The following is a 20,294-nucleotide window of genomic DNA, read 5'->3' as shown; positions in this document are numbered from 1 at the left end:
TTTTATTTTGATAATTTATTGTAGAAATAGTTTCCTAAAAATTGTAGTAATTGAACTACTATAATAAGTATTATACAAGTTACTACCATTACATCTGTCTGGAATCTTTGGTATCCATATCTTATTGCTACATCACCAAGTCCTCCTCCACCAATAGCCCCTGCCATAGCTGAATAACCAACTATGCTTATTATTGTTAATGTTATTCCTGACATTATTGATGGTATAGCCTCTTTTAGCATAACTTTAAATATTATTTGGAAATTTGAAGCTCCAAATGCTTTAGCAGCCTCAATAACGCCTTTATCCACTTCTCTTAATGAAGATTCAATAACTCTTGCAACAAAAGGTGCTGCTGCTATTGTAAGTGGAACTATCGCTGCTGTTGTACCAATTGATTTACCTACAATAAATCTTGTTAGTGGTACTATTATTACCATTAATATAACAAACGGAAAACTCCTTAATGTATTTACTATAAAATCTAAAATATTATATATTATTTTATTAGGTTTTAATCCATCATTTGCTGTGACTGTTAGAAGAATTGCTGGTATAAATCCTAATATTACTGCAAAAATTGTTGATGTAAAAACCATGATTAGTGTTTCTTTTAATGCATCTAATACTATCTCACCCATTAATTAAGCACCTCCAATAAGATTTCTTTACCTTCAAGATACTTAATAACAGCATCCTTGTCTTCTTCTTTTATATTTATTACAAGCCCACCTAATACATTTTGTCTGAATTTTTCAAGTTTGCCCCAAACTATTGAAAAATCTATATTTAATTCTCTAGCCATCCTAGTTATAAGGGCATTTTCTGAAGAATCACTTGGGAAAAATATTTTAATATTTACTCCATCTTCAGGTAATACCTCATCATCTTCTTCACCTAAGAATTTTTTAAGTGATTTTCCTGGTTGTAAAAATACATCCTCAACTTTACCTTCTGCTCTAATTTCGCCACCATCTATTAAAGCTACTTTTTCACATATTTCTTTTATTACTTCCATTTGGTGTGTAACCACTACTATGGTTATTCCAAGTTCTTTATTTATTTTCAAAAGTAATGCCAAAATATCTTTTGTTGTTTTTGGATCTAAAGCTGATGTTGCTTCATCACAAAGTAATACCTTAGGTTCTAGTGCTAGTGCTCTTGCTATTGCTACTCTTTGTTTTTGTCCACCACTTAATTCTGATGGTTTATTTTTAACTTTTTCTTCTAGTCCAACTAATTTAAGAAGCTCTAAAACTCTAGTCTTTATTTCTTCCTTACTGTATCCCCAAACTTCAAGAGGAAGAGCTACATTATCAAAAACGTTCTTTCTTTGCATTAGATTAAAGTTTTGAAAAATCATTCCTAAATCTTTTCTAAATTTTCTAAGTTCATAGCTGCTTAATGTAGAAACTTCTTGTCCCATTACATTTACTGTTCCTTCATTATATCCTTCAAGACCATTTATACATCTTAATAGTGTTGATTTACCTGCACCACTATGCCCAATTATTCCGTAAATTTCCCCCTGCTTTATGCTTATTGAAATATCTTTTAAGACTTTAGTTTCCCCAAAACTTTTAACAACATTTTTTATTTCTATCAAAGCACTTTTCCTCCTTGAAGCTGTTTTTGAATTATCGCGATAAAAACAAAAGCGCTAGAGAATAAACCTCTAGCGCATAAAACACTCATTAATTTACTCTCTCATCTACCAGTTTTAAATATAAAAACTGCAGGAATTAGCACCGTATATAATTGGAAAATGAGCCAATCTATCGGTTGCTGGGCTTCATCGGGCCAGTCCCTCCGCCACTCTTGATAAGACTATATATTTAATTTAGCTTCTGTCTGTTATTATAGATATATTTTTTTCATCTGTCAAACAACACCTGAAATATTACTTATCACCTTTTAAAACTTTTTCAATATATATAGTTTTAAATTATCCATTTATCACAATATATCGCTATTTATTGACTACTCTCATAAATTTCTACAATATATTTATTAAATTAATAATTCAATTTGCAAAACTTTTAATTTTTAAGTAATTGTTTACTAAATAAAAATGAATATAAATGCTTCTAAAAAGCCTATATTCATTTACATAATTATAATTTATTATCTATACTTTTCTTTAATAGCTCTGTCAATATCTCTCTTATGAGCCTTTTCCAGCATAGCATCCCTTTTATCGTAATTTTTCTTACCTTTACATATACCTAGTGCAACTTTAACTCTTCCTTGTTTCAAATATAATGATAATGCAATTAATGTATATCCATCCCTAGATACAAGCTCATCAAGTCTTCTAATTTCTTGTTTATGAAGTAATAATTTTCTTTCTCTAAGTGGATCAACATTAAATATATTTCCTTGTTCATATGGAGATACGTGCATATTTTTTATGAATACCTCTCCATTGTATATATCAGCATAGGAATCTTTGAGATTCGCTCTTCCATTTCTTATAGATTTTACTTCTGTTCCTACTAACTCTAATCCTGCTTCTATTGTTTCTTCAACAAAATAATCATGTCTTGCTTTTCTATTTTCAGCTAATGTATTTGAATTTTTCTTTCTTACCATTTTTATCACCTTCTACTTCGGTTAAAATTTCCCTAAATAAAATTATATTATAGCTAGAAATTTTAATCAATTAAATCTTTATAGCTATAATGTCTATTAAATATTCGATTATTTTTCTATTGTCAAATCTTCTTATAACATTTAATTATGCCAGCATCCATTATTTATTATATTGAAGTGGCTGGCATATTAAGGTATTTATATTATTTATTCTTCTATGTTTTCTTGCTCATGCATTATTTCATTTTCTTCATCATCTAAAGTTTTACCTTCTTCTTGGGTAATCTTAAAGAAAATTTCTCTATTATCTATATCTACATGATCACATTGAACTTTTACCTTATCACCAAGCTTATATATTTTTCTAGTTCTTTCACCAATTAAAGATAATTGACTCTCATTATAAACGTAATAATCGTCGTCTAAATCTGTAATATGAACTAATCCTTCTATTGTATTTGGAAGTTCAACAAATACACCAAATGATGTAACCGAAGATATAACTCCTTCAAATTCTTCACCAATTCGATCTTGCATATACTCAGCCTTCTTTAAATCATCAACTTCTCTTTCTGCATCTTGTGCTTTTCTTTCCATTTCTGATGATTGTTTTGATGCCTGACCTACAATATTTTTAAGTTTATTTACTCTCTTTTCATCAATTTCACCATGAAGATGCTCTTTTATGATTCTATGAATTTGTAAATCAGGATATCTTCTTATTGGAGAAGTAAAATGACAATAATATTTAGCAGCCAAGCCAAAATGTCCTGTACATTCAGGTGCATATCTAGCCTGCATCATTGAACGTAATAATAATGTACTTACTACGGTTTCCTCATTTTTACCCTTTACTTTCTCTAATATTTCTTGGAACATCTTTGGATGAATATCCTCTTTCCACTGAATTGTATAGCCTAAATTATAAATAAATTCTTTAAATTTAGCCAATTTCTCTTCATCTGGATTTTCATGAATTCTATATACAAAAGGCATATGTGTCCAAAACATATGCTCAGCTACAGTTTCATTAGCTGCAAGCATAAATTCTTCTATCATTCTATTTGCAATTGCCCTTTCGTAAGGCTTTATTTCTATTGGCTTTCCAAGCTCATTTAAAACAATCTTAGCTTCTGCTATTTCAAAGTCAATAGCTCCTCTTTTTTCTCTTTTTGTTCTTAAGATAGTGCAAAGTTCTTCCATAAGTTTAAAGTCATCATATAAATAATCATATCTCTTTATCAATTCTTCATCATGATCTCTTAACATTTTAGTTACATCTGTATATGTCATTCTTTCATTTGTCTTAATTACAGATTCAACAATCTCATGATCTACAACCTTACCTTTTGAGTTTATTTCCATAAAGCATGTAAGTGTAAGTCTATCAACCTTTGGATTTAATGAACAAATTCCATTTGATAACTTTCTAGGCAGCATTGGAATAACTCTATCTATTAAATAAACAGAGGTAGCTCTTTTTAACGCTTCTCTATCTAATGGATTATTTTCTTTTACATAATTAGTAACATCAGCTATATGAACACCAAGTCTGTAATTACCATTTTCAAGTTTTTCTATAGATACTGCATCATCTAAATCTTTTGCATCTTCACCATCTATAGTTACCATTCTTAACTCTCTTAAATCTCGTCTTCCCTTAAGCTCTTTTGGATCTATTTCCTCGGAAATACCATCAGCATACTTTAAAACTTTATCTGGGAACTCCTCTGGAAGTCCATTTTTCTTGATTATTGTTAAAATATCAATTCCTTTGTCACCTTTTTTACCTAGAATTTCTGTTACGACACCTTCTGGCTTTCTTCTTTCAGCTGGATATTTTGTTATTTTTACAACAACTACATCACCATCTTGCGCACCATTTCTATCTCTCTTTGGTATATATATGTCTCTTGAAATTCTAGTATCTTCTGATATTACAAATCCAAAGTTTCTTGAATCTTCATATACGCCAATAACTTTGGTTACATTTCTCTCTAATACATCTACAATCTGACCTTCTCTTTTTTTAGTATCTGTATCTTCTCTTGTTACTTTTACTGCTACTTTATCACCATTCATAGCATCTCTCATAGCATTGCTTGGTATAAATACATCTTTCTGTCCTTCTTCATCTGGAATAAGAAAACCAAACCCTCTTTGATGTACTTCTAAAGTTCCAATAACAAGACCATCATAATTATTTATCTCTTCTTTTCCTGCAACTTTATATCTATCTCTTTTGGTTTTTACTATTAATCCCTCTGCTTCCATAGTTCTTAATGTCTTTTTAAATGCTTTATATTCATTCGGTTGTATATCAAATACAGCGCATAATTCCTCTAAATCCATAGGACTATAAGCTGTTTCTTTCATAAAGCTTACTAGTGTTTGTTTAATTCCCATAATGATTCCTCCTTTAAAAGGCATTATTTTACTATTTATAATTTAAATTTCTTAAACATTATAAATATTCTTTTATATCTATATACTACCACAATAACATCTTACTGAATATATCTCCATTACTATTCTCTCTGCTATAAATAATATTATTATGTCTATAATAAATAATAATTTATTATGATTTATTAATTTAGTATGTCATCTTCATTATAAATTATAGCCATTATGTATACTTTCTATAAAAAAAGTTATCATTATTCCTATACTACTTAAAATATATAAAAAAGCGATAATAATAAATCAGAAAAAACTAATCTATAATCATCACCCTTACTTCTCACCTAATTTTCAAATTATATTTTTAAGATCACTTTTGATTAAATTCATTTTATCTATTTTCACTTCTTCAGGAAACTCAAACCTAATTCTTGAAAATTCTTGTAAATTGCAATTTCCACTTCTTTCTCCTATTCCATCTAAAGTACAATCAACATATCTCACACCATTTTTTACTGATTCTATTGCAATTGCTAATGCCATTCCAAAATCATTGTGTGAATGTATCTCTATATCAACATTAGAATTTTTTCTTAATTCACTAATAACTTGTTTTGTTTTTGATATAGATAATATCCCAACCGTATCTGCATATCTTACTCTTTTTACACCTAAGTCTTCAACTAAATTACATAAATCTAAAATATATTTTTGAGTTGGATATCCATTAAATTTCTTAACTTCATATTTAATTGAATTTTCTTCTAAACTTCTGTATAAATCTATTCTCACTATTTTTAATGCGGTCTCTCCTCCAACTATTAACACATTCTTTCCGAACTCTTTAATAAAATCTCCTGCTCTTTTTATAATCCCAGCTTCATTTTCATAATATTTAGGTAAATTTATTGCACTCATTTTTAACACTCCTTCCATAATTAAAATTTTACATATCCCTCAAAAGCCCATAAAATAAGAAAAGTTCCTTATTGCAGCATAGCTGCTCTTTTTATAAGTGCACATTCTTAAGCAGAGAACCCGAATCTGTGATTTGGTGTGAATCGCTTACACCTACGAATGTATATGAGTAGGTGTTTCCTTGGCATATAATGCTTGGTGAGGTACGAGCCTAGCAGTATAGCCCATCTTTATCTAGTGATGAAGATGTTTCCTTAAATAATTCCTTCTACCCCGCATAAAATAAGCAAATTCTTAAATTCTTATATTCTTATATTCTTATATTCTTATATTCTTATATTCTTATATTCTTATATTCTTATATTCTTATATTCTTATATTCTGGACATTTTATCTTTATTAAGATATTTATGCAAATAATTTTTTTTAAACGAAACTCACTATTCACATCCGTTCATAGGAGTAAGTTCGATCAGCCAAATATAAAATTTGGGCTCTCACTTAAATTCTGGGCATTTTATTTTCTTTTAAATATTTGTGTAACTATTTTCTGCTCTTCTTTTATAAACAAATACTTTTTTATATTGCAAAAAAGACTTACGCAAAAATTATGCGTAAGTCTCCAGTTTTCTAGTCAACTTATAACAATTAAATTTATTAATCAAGTTTTGCAGTTAAAATCCATACAAATTTATTCATTTGCTGATAAGTTACTTTAAAACCTTCATTTTCAAATAGTTCTGTTAATAATGTCTCTGTTGAAGAAAATTCATTTTTCAATGTATGTGCTAAAGTAATCTCCCCAGACTCTTCTACTTCTCTTATAAAGTTCTTCTTAGCTTCATCATTTTCATAAATGGTATCTGCAATCACAACAGTCCCATTATCTTTAAGTTTCTTTTTAAATTCTGCAATTGCCTCTTTCTTTTCTTCATCAGTCAAATTATGAAATGCATAACTGCTTATTATTGCATCTAAACTACTATCATCTATTGGTAGTGATAAAAATGTTCCTGATAAAAATTTTATTTCCGGATATTTTGCAGTTGCAATATTTCTTGTTTTTAAATTTGGCTCTATTCCAACTATATCATATCCAATTTTAGAAGCAATATTTGTTAAATTTCCAGTTCCTGAACCGATATCAATAACTTTTGCATTTTCAAATTTTGATATGTGTTTTACAGTTTCATTCAATATCTCATTATAATTTTTAAATAACTCTTTATATTCTCCATCTTCCATAGAAATAGTTTCATCATAATTCTCTGCAAAATCATCAAACAAAGCATTAAATCTAAAATCGGAAAGCTGCACATTAAAATCATACAAATTTTGACTGAAATATCTATCACTTCGATCTGGAAGTATTACTACTATATTAGTTTTACTTTTTGCCTTATACGCCTGTTTTAGTGCTGCTGCCACTGCTGCTCCTGATGATGACCCAGCAAATACCCCTTCTTTTTTAGATAATAATCGTACAAAATACATTGATTCTTCATCACGAATTTTTTCTACTTCATCTATAAGACTTCTATCAAAGATACTTGGAATAAAATGATTTCCTATTCCTTCTACCTTATATGTGCCTTCTTCTCCACCTCCAAGAATTGAGCCAACTGGATCTGCAAGAATAATTTTTACGCTTGGATTTTTCTCTTTTAAATATTGAGCTATTCCAGTAATAGTACCTCCAGAACCTGCACCTGCTACAAGTACATCAACATTTCCATCAAGAGCATCATATATTTCTTTTCCTGTTTTTCTATGTGCAGCCACATTTGCCGGATTATCAAATTGCTTTGCCATAAAAGAATTTGGTATTTCTTTTAATAATTCATCAGCTTTTTTAACTGCGCCTTCTATCCCTTCTTCTAAAGGTGTAATAATTAGCTCTGCGCCAAGAGCCCTCATTAAAATTTGCTTTTCTATTGAAAATTTCTCTGGAATTACAATTATTAATTTATAATTTTTTTCAAATGCTGCGATAGCAAGCCCAATTCCAGTATTTCCAGCAGTAGCTTCTATAATTGTGTATCCTGGCTTTAATAAGCCTTCCTTTTCTGCACTTTCTATAATCTCAAGACCTATTCTGTCTTTAATACTTCCTCCTGGATTTAGATATTCTAATTTTGCAAATATATTAACATTATTATCCGGAGATATATGATTTAACTTAAGTAATGGTGTATTACCTACTAATTCTCTTATATCATCATAATATTTCATTTACATCAAACTCTCCTTAAATGCATTATTTAAATCATCTATTAAATCGTCAACATTTTCTATTCCAACTGATAATCTCAATAAATTGTCCACTATACCCACTTTTTGTCTTATCTCATATGGTATTGCCGCATGTGTCATAGTTGCCGGATGGCATATTAATGATTCAACTCCACCTAAGCTTTCTGCAAGTGTTATAAGCTTTAAACTTTTTACAAACTTTTTATAATCTACATTATCTGCTACAACAAATGATATCATTCCGCCAAATCCTGATGCTTGCTTTTTTTGTATTTCATATCCTTTAGAATCCTTGAGTCCTGGATAATATATCTTTGATACATAATTACTATTTAATAAAAACTCTGCTATTTTGCTTGCATTTTCATTATGTCTATCCAATCTTACTCCTAATGTTTTTATTCCTTGAAGTAAAATAAATGAATCAAATGGCCCAAGAACTCCTCCTGTTGAATTTTGAATAAAATGAAGTTTTTCAAGTAGTTCCTGATCATTTACTACAATTAACCCAGCAACAACATTGCTGTGTCCCCCTAAATACTTAGTTGCACTATGGACAACTACATCTGCTCCAAAGTCTAATGGTCTTTGAAGATAAGGTGACATAAATGTATTATCAACTACTGTAAGTGCACCAAATTCCTTTGCTAATATACTTACTTCTTCAATATCTGTTATATCCATAAGTGGGTTAGTTGGAGTCTCTATTAATATTGCTTTTATTGGCGTATTATTCTTATTATCTTCTAATACTTCTCTAACTTCACTTAATCTTGAAATATCCACAATTTCATAATTAATATTAAAGTTCTTAAACACTTTATCTACAACTCTAAAAGTTCCACCATAAAGATTGTTTGGTATTATTATTTTATCTCCACTTTTAAATAATGATAATACAGCTGTGATTGCTGCCATTCCACTTCCAAAAGCAAGTCCACCAACACCATTTTCTAGTGTAGCAATAGTTTTTTCCAACGCTTCTCTTGTTGGGTTTCCTGTCCTTGAATATTCATATTTATAATCTCCAAGTCCAGCTTGCTTATAAGTTGATGTTTGATATATAGGAACATTTACTGCTCCTGTGAATTCATCTCCATCAATACCTCCGTGTACTAATAATGATTCTATTTTCATAATATATTCCTCCCCTATAAATTTTCATGATTTTTATATATTTTATTAACAAAAAAACCTCTGTAACTAAAATTACAGAGGCAGATTAAATCCACGATTCCACTCTGATTATTATACATAAATTTATGTATAACATCTTATTTCATGCTATATCAGGCATACCTGCTAAGACTACTACAAATGTTCACCTCAGTGCTCAAAGATGCATTCTAATAAGTTCCATTTAGAATTCTTTTCAGCCGTTTTCGAGAATTCCTCTCTGAAAATTTTCCTTATTATACTTTTTCTTATCATCGCAATTATATATTCAACTATTCCTATTGATTTACTATGATTTATATTTTTATTATATGATTTCATATTATAATTGTCAACATTATTTTCTATTTTTTTGTTTTATTGTAAATAAGACCATTCTAATCAATGGTCTTATAACTCAATTTTTAAATTATTAAAATAAATCCCCTATTATTTCTTTTTCTGCAAACAATGCTGTCGATCCACCTGTATGCCAAAAAACAACATTACTGCCTTGTTTAACTTTTCCTCTTTCTATATAATCAATTAATGCAGAGAAAGCTTTCCCTGAATAAACAGGATCAGCTAATATTCCTTCTGTTCTAGCTAATCGCTTTATAGCATTGCTTGCTAATTCTGTTGGTATCTCATACCCTTTTCCAAAATAGTCTAAATCATGATTTATATCCTTGCCTGTAATTATTTGCTCAAATCCAACTCTTTTTATTGTTTCAGTTGCGAGCTTGGCTACATTTTCATAGAATTCTTCATCTTTGTCACTTACATCTATTGATATTATTTCTGTACCAGAATTTAATAGTTTCTTTCCTGCTACTAATCCAGCTAATGTTCCTCCTGTTCCTGTTGCATGAAAAATATAGTCTGCTTCAATCCCTTTTTTACTTAGCTGCTCTGTTAATTCTGCATATCCACCTACAAATCCGGTTGATCCTATTTCATTAGCTCCTCCCATTGGAACTACATAACATTTGTGTCCTGCACTTTCTAGTTGATTAATTTGTTTTTCAGCTTCTTTCATAAGGTCAATACCTTCTTCAAATATATGAATTTCAGCTCCCATAATTTTATCTAGCAATAAATTAGATCGTACATCATTTTCATCTGGCTCAACTATACTTTCTAGGTATAATACAGGTTTTAATCCACATCTGCAGCAAGATGTGGCTGTTTGCATCGCATGATTTGACTGAGTAGCCCCAAAAGTAAATACATATTCACAACCTTTAGAAACTGCATCTCCTATTAAATATTCAAGTTTTCTTATTTTATTTCCACCAAAAAGATTCATTCCAGAAAAATCATCTCTTTTTAAGTATAAGTTAACACCTAACTCCTTTGATAAATTTTCTAATTTATGCAAAGGTGTTGGGAAAAAGCCTAGTTTTACTCTTGCAAGATTATTTAATTTTTGTTTTAATTCCTCTATTTTCATTAAATCATTCCTCCACTTTCTATATTTTATTATTTCTTAATATTATTATCGTAATCAATAAAAAAACATTTCACACACCTCTCCCAAATATTTCTTAAATTTTAGTTTACTTCAATTTCACATTTCTTTATCATAAGGATATCTTTATGATATATTCTATAAATAATCAGCCTCTGTAATTAAAATTACAAAGGCTGATTAAATCCACAATTTCACTCCCATTGTTATAAATAACTGTTTTGTACACTATCATCTCAGATGCAAAAATACGATAAAATTGTATTTGTTAATTATGGCAAAATCATTGAAGAAGGTCGCTGTTAAGATTTAAATAATTCATCAAATGATAGAGTTACGCAGTTTTTAAACTTAATTAACTAATAATTAAAAACTAAATTAAAAGGATAACTTTGAATCTATCGAAGCTACCCTTTTACTAGATCCTTAACCATGTGAAAATGTTTCTACTACTTCCTTATCATATAATAATCCATGTATATCCTGATTCTTCCCCGGAACACCACATGCATCTGCTCTACAATACTTACAATGCCTGAATACATCTAGATATTCACCAGCCTCTTGTCTTACCCTCTCAAGCATTTCACATGTTGGAGCATTAAGGTGTGACAATTCATTTTGAGGTATAAGTGGTATTATATTTAATATTGAAGCTCCTAATTCTTTTGTAACTCTTGCTACTTCTTTAATATGCTTATCATTTATTCCTGGTACTAAAACACTATTTATTTTCACTATTACACCTAATTCACTAATCTTCTTGATTCCTCTAAGCTGTGCATCTATTAATTTTTTCGCTCCTTCAATACCTTCAAGTTTATTTCCGTTTTCATCAATAACAAATGAACATATATCTTTAAGGATTTCTGGATCTACAGCATTAACTGTAACAGTTAATGTTTGCACACCAGCTTTAACTATTCGCTCTGCTTTTTCTTCTAAACGTAATCCATTTGTACTTAAACAATTAACAAGATGAGGAAATTCTTTCTTAATAAGTTCAAATGTTTCTAACGCCAAATCAGTAGCTAATGTATCTCCTGGGCCTGCAATTCCTGCTACTCTGATCTCAGGACATAACTCCAATGCTTTCTGTACAGTCTTTACGGCTTCTTCTGGCTTCAAAAGTAATGAACTAACCCCTGGACGCACTTCTGATTTATTAAACCCCCGCTTACAAAACTTACATTGAATATTACATTCAGGACTTACAGGCAAATGAATTCTACCATATTTAAAATGTGCTTCTCCTCCTAAACATGGATGAGTCTTTGCAAGATGTTTAAACTTTTCATCTTTATGATGTCTATTATTTTTAGGCTCTTTCACAATCGCTAGTTTTTCCACTTGCCATCACTCCCTTTCATCAAATAATTTAACTTTTGAATTTATCAAATTATCTATTATATCTTCTATAAAATAAGGTGCTTCTATAGCTTGTATTCCACTTGCTTCAACCTCATTTAAAGCACCTTGTCCAATTCTAGCTATAAATACTGCTTTACAGTCTTCTATAAGTTTTATTGAATTTATTATTCCATCTTCTGTATGCTGGAAATCATTGCAAGGAGGTATATTCTCTCTACTTTCAATAAACTTATAATCTTTATCATCTATTTCAACAATATGAAATTGCCTAGCTCGTCCAAAATGTTCATTTACAACTTTTCCATCAGTACTTGCAAATGCTACTTTATAAGACATCTAAATCCTCCTTTTAAAATGATATTTAATATTAATTTTCACTTTTAACTTTTTCTCTATTATAATTAACTTATTACTTATTAAAATGCTGGAACAACTGCTGATCCATACTTTTCTTTTATAAAGTTCTTTACATCATCGGTAGTCAATGCTTCAATTAATGCTTTTATTTCTTCTCTATTTTCATCACCATTTCTAACTACAACAATATTGGCATATGGTGAATCACCTTCTTCTCTTACAATTGCTGAATCTGTTTTCATACCAGCTTCAAGCACCACATTAGTATTTATTACAGCTCCAGCTAAATCATCAAGTGATCTAGGAAGTTGAACTGCTTCTGCCTCAATAAATTCTAGATTCTTTGGATTTTCAATTATATCATCAGGTGTGGCACTGTAATCAGCCAATCCATCCTTTAATTTTATTACTCCGTTCTTTTCAAGTAATTTTAAAGCTCTATATTCATTGGATGGACTATTAGGTATTCCAATCTTATCACCATCCTTTAATTCATCTAAAGATTTGATTGAGTTTGAATAAAATCCAATAGGCTCTACATGGATTTTTCCTGCAACCTTAAAATCATATCCCTTTTCTTTTTCTACTGACTCTAAATACGGAAGATGTTGAAAATAATTAGCATCAATTTGCTTTTCATCTAATGCTGGATTCAATCCATTTTCATCATCCAAAGTTACAATTTCTAAATTTATTCCTTTTTCCTTAAGTTTTGGTTTTACAAATTCTAATATTTCTGCATGTGGAGTCAGTGCTGCTCCAACTTTAATTGTTTTTTCTTCGCTAGCACTCTCTGTTTTCCCATTACTGTTATTTGACTTTCCATTATCTTTTGATGATGAATTTGTGCAACCTGCCAAAATTCCTATTGCTAAGATTCCTATTGCTAAAGCTGATATAATTTTCTTTTTCATTTTAATCTCTCCTCTTACTCATTATTCAAATTTATATCTCTTTTTATTTATTAATCTCGCTATAAAATCCCCAATAAACTGAAGTAACTGCACAACCACTAATAATATTAAAACTGTTCCAATAAGTATATCTGTACGAAACCTCTGATATCCAAATCTTATAGCCAAACTGCCTAATCCACCTGCACCTATTGCTCCTGCAATTGCTGTAAATCCAACTATTCCAATAATAGCTATTGTTATTCCTCTAATAATCGATGGAAGTGCTTCAGGTATTAAAACTTTAGTTATTATTTCAAAAGAAGTAGCTCCCATTGCCTCTGCTGCTTCTATTTTCCCAAATTCTATTTCCTTCAAACTATTTTCTATTATTCTTGCAATAAGCGGTGCTGAACCTATTGATATTGATATTATTGCTGCATTTGCTCCAAGTGTTGTTCCAACAATCAACTTTGCTAAAGGAAGCAATATTATTATTAGAATCATCTCTGGCATTGATCTTATAATATTTATAAATATCCCTATTACCTTATTTACTTTAATCAATGGATATATTCCACCTTTATCAGTAACAACCAATGATATCCCTATAGGGATGCCTAATATTAACGCAATTATTGATGAAATTGAAACCATATATAAAGTTTCCTTAGTTCCATTTAAAAGCATCTTTAATAAATCACCACTCATATTCCTTCACCTCCAACAAAGCTCTTATTTTTATTAAAACTTTCTGTAATACTTATAAAATTCTTTAGTGTATCACTTTTAGGGTTTAAAAATAAACTTTCAGTACTTCCTACTTCTACAATTTGTCCATTTTCTAAAACAACCATATTATTAGTTGCATATCTTAATACATCTAATTCATGAGTTATTATTACTATTGTCAGATTTAACTTTTTATTTATACTTCTCAAAAGCTCTAGAATTGAATATGTTGTTTGTGGATCTAATGCTGAAGTTGCTTCATCACTTAAAAGTACATCTGGTTCATTTGCCAGTGCTCTCGCTATGCCTACTCTTTGCTTTTGTCCTCCACTTAATTGAAGTGGATAAGAATCTCTTTTTTCTGATAATTCTACTAGATCTAATATTTCTTCAACCCGTTCTCTTATGTTTTCCTTTTTGTATCCTGAAATTTCTAATGGGAAAGCAATATTTTCATAAACAGTTTTTGAATCAAATAAATTAAATTGCTGAAATATCATTCCTATTTTCTTTCTTGCGTTTCTAAGCTGCTTCCTATCTAACTTTGTTATTTCATTTTCTCCAACAATTATTGTTCCAGAATCTACTTTTTCAAGACCATTCAAGCATCTAATTAAAGTCGATTTTCCTGCACCACTAAATCCTACTACTCCAAAAACATCTCCATCTTCTACTTCTAAATTTACATTTTTTAAAACTTCTACCTTGCCTGTTGGAGTATTAAATGTTTTACTTATATTCTTTACTGATATCATTAAATATCACCCCCTTATTAAATTGACACTAGACAGTTAATAGTTGACAGTTTAATTCTCATATAAAATCATTCTTATTTGCACTTTAAAGAAAATCTCATTACTCATAATCAAACTATTACTTATTAATTGTCACTGTTTAAATTTGATATTCTTTTTCCAAGTCATCCATCAAGCCATATTCTATTAAGATTTCTTCAAGTCTATCTTGTGTCATTGGGTTAGGAATAACAAACAGTTGATTTTCTTCAATTTTCTTTGCTAATTCTCTATATTCATCAGCCTGTTTATCCTCTGGTGAATAATCTATTACTGTTTTCTTTCTGATTTCTGCTCTTTGTACAACATTATTTCTTGGTACAAAATGAATTAACTGAGTTCCAAGTTCATCTGCAAACGCTCTTAAAAGTTCAATTTCTCTATCAACGTTTCTACTATTACAAATTATTCCTCCAAGTCTTACTCCACCTTTTAATGCATATTTTTTTATCCCCTTACAGATATTATTAGCTGCATATAAAGCCATCATCTCGCCACTTGCAACTATGTAAATCTCTTTTGCTTTACCTTCTCTTATTGGCATTGCAAAGCCTCCACATACAACATCTCCAAGTACATCATAAAAAACATAATCCAAGTCTTCTGTATATGCCCCTAGACTTTCAAGCATTCCAATTGATGTTATAATTCCTCTTCCAGCACAACCGACTCCTGGCTCAGGTCCCCCCGATTCTACACATTTAATTCCATTGAATCCTGTTTTCATTATTGCATCTAGCTCGATATCGTCGCCTTCTTCTCTCAATGTATCAAGAACGGTCCTTTGAGCAAGGCCATTTAAAAGTAATCTTGTTGAATCTGCTTTTGGATCACATCCAACCACCATTATTTTTTTCCCTAACTCTGAAAGTCCTGCTGTTAAGTTTTGAGTTGTTGTTGACTTACCTATTCCACCTTTTCCGTATATTGCTATTTGTCTTAACTCTTTTTCTGCCATTTCCAATTCTCCTATCTATAATTTTTTTATTATAAACTTTTATCTAATTGGCTATTATGCCTATTTAGATATTATCTATATAGCCTTTAATCTTAAAAAATTATTTCTATGTGCGGTTAATTACATACAATAATTTATTTTAGAGATAATTCTATAATCGCATTCAGTTATGGTTAAATATATATTGTTGATCTATTTAATCTGATTTCAAGATAAAGCCTTTTTAAAAGCTTGTTTCAAATCATTTATTAAATCTTCTGGATCTTCAAGTCCTATTGAAAGCCTTATTGTTTCTTCTGGTATATCTGCAAGCTTAAATTCTTCTTCACTTAACTCACCATGAGTTGTCTTTTGAACATTTACAATTAAAGAACGTGCATCTCCAACATTGGCCTGATAACTAAACAATTCTACTGAGTCAATTAATTTATAAATTTGATCTGCATTTCCATTAAATCCAAATGAAAATGTTGATCCCACTCCTTTTTTATAATATTTATCTGCCAATTTCTTATATTGACTATCTTCAAGTTCAGGATATCTTATCCACTTTACTGCATCACTTGTTTTAAGAAAATTTACTATTTTTCTAGCATTAGCAACCTGCTTATCAACTCTTTCTGAAAGTGTTTCAATTCCTAATAATATTAAATATGCACTGAAAGGACTTATTACAGCTCCAAAATTAGTAACATAATCTAATCTTATCTTTCCTGCAAGTGCTGAATTTCCAAACATCTCATTAAAAGAACGATTTTTTCCCTGAAGATCTTTGAGCATTACATCAGGTTCATTGAATTGAGGGAATTTTCCATTATTCCAATCAAAATTACCACTATCTACTACAATTCCACCAATAGTATTTCCATGACCATTTAAAGCTTTTGTTGCTGAATGTACAACAATATCTGCACCAAATCTAATTGGATTAAATAAATATGGTGTAGCAAATGTATTATCAACAATAAGAGGAATATTATGCTCATGGGCGAGTTCTGCAAGTGCTTCGATATCACTAATGACTGCTCTTGGATTACTAATAGATTCTACAAAGATTGCTTTTGTATCATCTCTTATATTTTTTCTAAATTCATCTATACTGCTATCATTTTTCACCTTATCAATTTTGACTCCAAACTTAGGTAATAAACTATCTAAGTTGTATATTGTTCCACCATATAACTGTTGTGTTGTTAATATTCTTCCACCTCTCTCAGTTACTGCAAGTAATGAATAAGTTATTGCAGCCATTCCAGATGCTACTGCAACTGCTGCTACTCCGCCTTCAAGTTCATTTACCCTTTCTTCTAAAACTGCTACAGTTGGATTTGATAATCTGCTATAAAGATGTCCATTTTCTTCTCCAGCTGCGATTCTTTCAAATCTAAGTGCATCTCCAATTTCATAAGATGCAGTTGAATATATAGGTACTGAAACCGCATCATTGTGATCTTTAGGATTGTATCCTGCCCTTACTTTTAAGGTATCAAATTTATACTCTGCCATTTTCATTTCCTCCTCATAATTATGATTATTAATATATACTAGCTATCTATACGTTCCTAAAACTCTGTCATAGATATCTTCTATAGCTCTAAGTCCTCCAGCATATCCAGCATATCCGCAATTTAAAATTAACCTGTAGGTTACTGGAACACTTATTATAAGCAAATCCGCTTTAATTCTTTCTGCTAAATCTTTATCCCATCCACTGCCTAAAATCAATGGACGTTTATCTGGATTATTTTTAAAGTCTTCTTCAATTTTAGAGCTATCAGCTCCGGCATCTGGATTGAATTCTATTTCTACAGTTCTTTCTTTATATTCTGATATATTTTCAAACTGCTTTCTTATATATTCTTGATATTTTTCTGGAGTATCATCTATTATAAATTGCTTTCCTGGTATAATTCCAAGTTCGTTTAATAAAAATCTGCTGAAACCTAAAGCATACGTTGAATCAGCTATACTATATACCTTTCTTGGAATACCATATCTAAACTCCAACATAAAATCTGCTGTTTTCTCAATATGAGAATAATACTTTTCCTCTTCCCTTCTTATAAATGCTTCAACTTTTTCTTCATTAAGTTTTCCAAATTTAGCCACACCTCGTAAAAACTTTGATGTATCTATCCCTCCAATAGGTAAGTATGGAAAATGAAAATATGGTGTTTTATATTTTTCCTCTAAATGTTTTACAATATCAAGGCCAGCCCATGAATTAACTAAAATATTAAACTCCGCATTAGGAACAGTCTTCCACTCCTCAACACCATCAGATTCATTTCCAAAAAGTACATTAACTTTTAATCCAATTGCTTCAAGTATCCTTTTAAGTTCTTCCAAATTTCCATTCCAATATGGATCTTGATATGGTACTGTTGCAAATAAATTGACAAGTCCTTTCTGCACTCCATTATTATTTTTAAATTTATCCACATATTGATCAATTATTGCATTTACAACAACACTATGGCTAACATAGTTATTGCTTTTAAATCCGCCACTATCAACATGAACTATGGGCTTGTCATCATCTTGATACTGTGAAACTACACTTCCAACATCATCACCAACAATGGCTGCTGTACATCCTGTTAAAACTACATAAAGATCAGCATCTATAACCTTAAAAGAACCATCTATAACATTTTGTAATTTTCTTTCTCCACCAAATACGACATCTTTTTCTTCTGCATTAGTACAAGGTATTGTACTACCTCCTGCATATCCTTCTCCTTGACCTATTAATTTAGTGATTTTATTTGCACATCCTGGTCCTGAGTGTAATATTGGTACACCTCTTTTTATTGCTACTACACTTTGCATTGCTCCTAGAGCACATGAATATCTCGGTTGTTCAATTAATCTTGGCATCTCTTTTTACCTCCTAAAAAAGCTCCTGGTTCTTGATCCAGCCACCACTTTGTATATGGCATTGTGCTGTGCTTAGATAAGTTAGTTACAAATTCAATAGCATCTAAGGCTTCTTCTATTCTTGAAGCATAATTTAGTACACCTTGATATCCAAAACCAAATTGTTCATCGCCAACTAATAATGCTGGTATTCCAAGCTTAGTTCCCCATAAAGTCATTCCATCATGCCTAGCCACCATTAAATCTGGCTTAATTCGATTCAATGCATTTACAAGCTCGTATGCTTGCTTATTACATACATGATAATTTTTTATATCACCATAGATTTCAACATCTTGTGCTAATGCATCTGATTTTACATCCTTATTATCATAAAGTGGGTCGTGATGGAATATAGCTGCCCCTTGAACTTCTAATCCAAGCTCTCTAAGTAATGCTATAATCGCATGTCCATGTGCTGCCCCTGCTGTTACATATGCCTTCTTTCCTTTAAATTTTTCTTTATATTTTTCTACTTGTGGCAGTATTTTTTCATGTTCTTCTTTTATTATTTTTTCAATTTCCTCTTGTCTATCTAATACTTTTCCAACTTCTCTAAGCCATCTATCTGTACCTTCTATACCATAAGCTGGCGGCGCCTTTACTTCTGGAACACCATAAACTTGTTCAAGACCTGCTCCCATATAAGTGCTTAATGATGGACAAATATGAATTGTTGCAGCGGCTTCTGAAATATGCTCGAGTTCTTTTATTGAAGCAAAAGGCATTATATATTGTGCTTCATATCCCAACCTTCTTAATAAATCATCAAAAATATGGCTTCCCCAGAAATTTGGTATATTTACTTTATTGGTCTTTTTAGTTGGTGATTTTACTATTTTTCTTAAAACAGAATGATATGCTGCATCAAATCCTGTTGTCCATATTCTTGATCTAAAGCCTTCACACGAACAAGATACAACTGGTATTTTAAGTTCATCACTTAATAATTCAACAACAGATTCAATATCTTCACCAATAATTCCTGATGCACAAGAAGTAGTAACAAAAATAGCACTAGGATTTACTCTTTTATAAGCTTCCCTTACTGTATCCTCTAATTTTTTAACTGCCCCAAAAACAGTATCTTTTTCTTCGATACATGTGCTAAAATATCTTCCTATTGCTGGTGGTAAATTTCTTTTTACTTGTTCTACTCTATAAGTAAAATTGAAACCAAAGAAATCTCCTGAGCATCCAACAGGTGCATGATTAACTATAGCTACATCTTTTATCATTGATAGTTGACAAAATGCCTGCCCAGCATTACATCCCATACACTGTGAAAACTTTCTAGAACATTCTTTTAATTTTCCTGAATGTGAACACTCTACAAGCTCTTTGGCTGTTCCATTAAATCCAGTAATAGAGCCTAGTCTACTTTCTCTTATAGGTACATTAGCCTCTTTTAAATTAATAGTTGCCATTGCTTAATCCCCCTAAAATATTTATTATTTCAAAATCAACTTAATAAATTG

General features: G+C 30.4%; 17 protein-coding genes, 1 pseudogene and 1 riboswitch. All 18 genes and pseudogenes read right to left on the bottom strand.

Annotated features, from left to right (window positions below):
- Window positions 1-2: 2 nt before the first annotated feature.
- The 18 genes and pseudogenes from BN2920_RS05885 to BN2920_RS05805 all read right to left on the bottom strand — a co-directional run bounded on the left by BN2920_RS05885 (window position 3) and on the right by BN2920_RS05805 (window position 20,243).
- Window positions 3-641, bottom strand: coding sequence for a methionine ABC transporter permease (locus BN2920_RS05885; RefSeq protein ID WP_058294084.1), 639 nt, complete (start codon window positions 639-641; stop codon window positions 3-5).
- On the bottom strand, window positions 641-1,606 hold the full coding sequence (locus BN2920_RS05880; protein WP_058294083.1) for a methionine ABC transporter ATP-binding protein: 966 nt from the start codon (window positions 1,604-1,606) through the stop codon (window positions 641-643). The genes BN2920_RS05885 and BN2920_RS05880 overlap by 1 nt, the downstream gene beginning before the upstream one ends.
- Before the next feature lie 98 nt (window positions 1,607-1,704).
- Window positions 1,705-1,828: riboswitch (SAM riboswitch) on the bottom strand.
- A gap of 296 nt (window positions 1,829-2,124) precedes the next feature.
- The gene (smpB, locus tag BN2920_RS05875) at window positions 2,125-2,592 is read right to left on the bottom strand and encodes an SsrA-binding protein SmpB (RefSeq protein WP_058294082.1); all 468 of its coding nucleotides are present in this window, start codon (window positions 2,590-2,592) and stop codon (window positions 2,125-2,127) included.
- Between the two features lie 207 nt (window positions 2,593-2,799).
- Complete coding sequence (gene rnr, locus BN2920_RS05870) at window positions 2,800-4,998, bottom strand: ribonuclease R (RefSeq protein WP_058294081.1); 2,199 nt, start codon at window positions 4,996-4,998, stop codon at window positions 2,800-2,802.
- Window positions 4,999-5,346: 348 nt separating this feature from the next.
- On the bottom strand, window positions 5,347-5,913 hold the full coding sequence (locus tag BN2920_RS05865; RefSeq protein ID WP_058294080.1) for a hypothetical protein: 567 nt from the start codon (window positions 5,911-5,913) through the stop codon (window positions 5,347-5,349).
- Window positions 5,914-6,570: 657 nt separating this feature from the next.
- Complete coding sequence (locus tag BN2920_RS22470; protein ID WP_242868320.1) at window positions 6,571-7,230, bottom strand: class I SAM-dependent methyltransferase; 660 nt, start codon at window positions 7,228-7,230, stop codon at window positions 6,571-6,573.
- Window positions 7,231-7,239: 9 nt separating this feature from the next.
- Window positions 7,240-8,145 (bottom strand): annotated as a pseudogene (gene cysK, locus BN2920_RS22465) (cysteine synthase A); the annotation flags it as partial.
- The gene (locus BN2920_RS05855; RefSeq protein WP_058294078.1) at window positions 8,146-9,303 is read right to left on the bottom strand and encodes a trans-sulfuration enzyme family protein; all 1,158 of its coding nucleotides are present in this window, start codon (window positions 9,301-9,303) and stop codon (window positions 8,146-8,148) included.
- Between the two features lie 451 nt (window positions 9,304-9,754).
- A complete protein-coding gene (locus BN2920_RS05850; RefSeq protein ID WP_058294077.1) occupies window positions 9,755-10,774 on the bottom strand; it encodes a D-cysteine desulfhydrase family protein in 1,020 nt (339 codons plus the stop codon).
- 444 nt (window positions 10,775-11,218) lie between these two features.
- A complete protein-coding gene (locus BN2920_RS05845; protein WP_374116948.1) occupies window positions 11,219-12,142 on the bottom strand; it encodes a radical SAM protein in 924 nt (307 codons plus the stop codon).
- Window positions 12,143-12,148: 6 nt separating this feature from the next.
- Complete coding sequence (locus BN2920_RS05840; protein ID WP_058294076.1) at window positions 12,149-12,499, bottom strand: NifB/NifX family molybdenum-iron cluster-binding protein; 351 nt, start codon at window positions 12,497-12,499, stop codon at window positions 12,149-12,151.
- Between the two features lie 80 nt (window positions 12,500-12,579).
- Window positions 12,580-13,434, bottom strand: coding sequence for a MetQ/NlpA family ABC transporter substrate-binding protein (locus BN2920_RS05835; protein WP_058294075.1), 855 nt, complete (start codon window positions 13,432-13,434; stop codon window positions 12,580-12,582).
- Window positions 13,435-13,455: 21 nt separating this feature from the next.
- Window positions 13,456-14,124: a methionine ABC transporter permease gene (locus BN2920_RS05830; protein ID WP_058294074.1), complete on the bottom strand. Its 669-nt coding sequence runs from the start codon at window positions 14,122-14,124 to the stop codon at window positions 13,456-13,458.
- Complete coding sequence (locus tag BN2920_RS05825; protein ID WP_058294073.1) at window positions 14,121-14,900, bottom strand: methionine ABC transporter ATP-binding protein; 780 nt, start codon at window positions 14,898-14,900, stop codon at window positions 14,121-14,123. Before BN2920_RS05825 ends, BN2920_RS05830 begins: the two co-directional genes overlap by 4 nt.
- 139 nt (window positions 14,901-15,039) lie before the next feature.
- Window positions 15,040-15,897, bottom strand: a complete 858-nt coding sequence (gene nifH / locus BN2920_RS05820) for a nitrogenase iron protein (protein ID WP_058294072.1) — start codon at window positions 15,895-15,897, stop codon at window positions 15,040-15,042.
- A gap of 207 nt (window positions 15,898-16,104) precedes the next feature.
- Window positions 16,105-17,403, bottom strand: coding sequence for an O-acetylhomoserine aminocarboxypropyltransferase/cysteine synthase family protein (locus tag BN2920_RS05815; protein WP_083498719.1), 1,299 nt, complete (start codon window positions 17,401-17,403; stop codon window positions 16,105-16,107).
- Window positions 17,404-17,445: 42 nt separating this feature from the next.
- Entirely contained in the window at window positions 17,446-18,777 is a 1,332-nt protein-coding gene (locus tag BN2920_RS05810; protein ID WP_058294070.1) for a nitrogenase component 1, read from the bottom strand.
- Entirely contained in the window at window positions 18,765-20,243 is a 1,479-nt protein-coding gene (locus tag BN2920_RS05805) for a nitrogenase component 1 (RefSeq protein ID WP_058294069.1), read from the bottom strand. The genes BN2920_RS05810 and BN2920_RS05805 overlap by 13 nt, the downstream gene beginning before the upstream one ends.
- Between the last annotated feature and the right edge of the window lie 51 nt (window positions 20,244-20,294).

This window comes from Clostridium neonatale (assembly GCF_001458595.1).
Taxonomy (GTDB): Bacteria; Bacillota; Clostridia; order Clostridiales; family Clostridiaceae; genus Clostridium; species Clostridium neonatale.
Note: the sequence above shows the minus strand (reverse complement) of the source record. Positions and strands in the feature narration are given on the sequence as shown.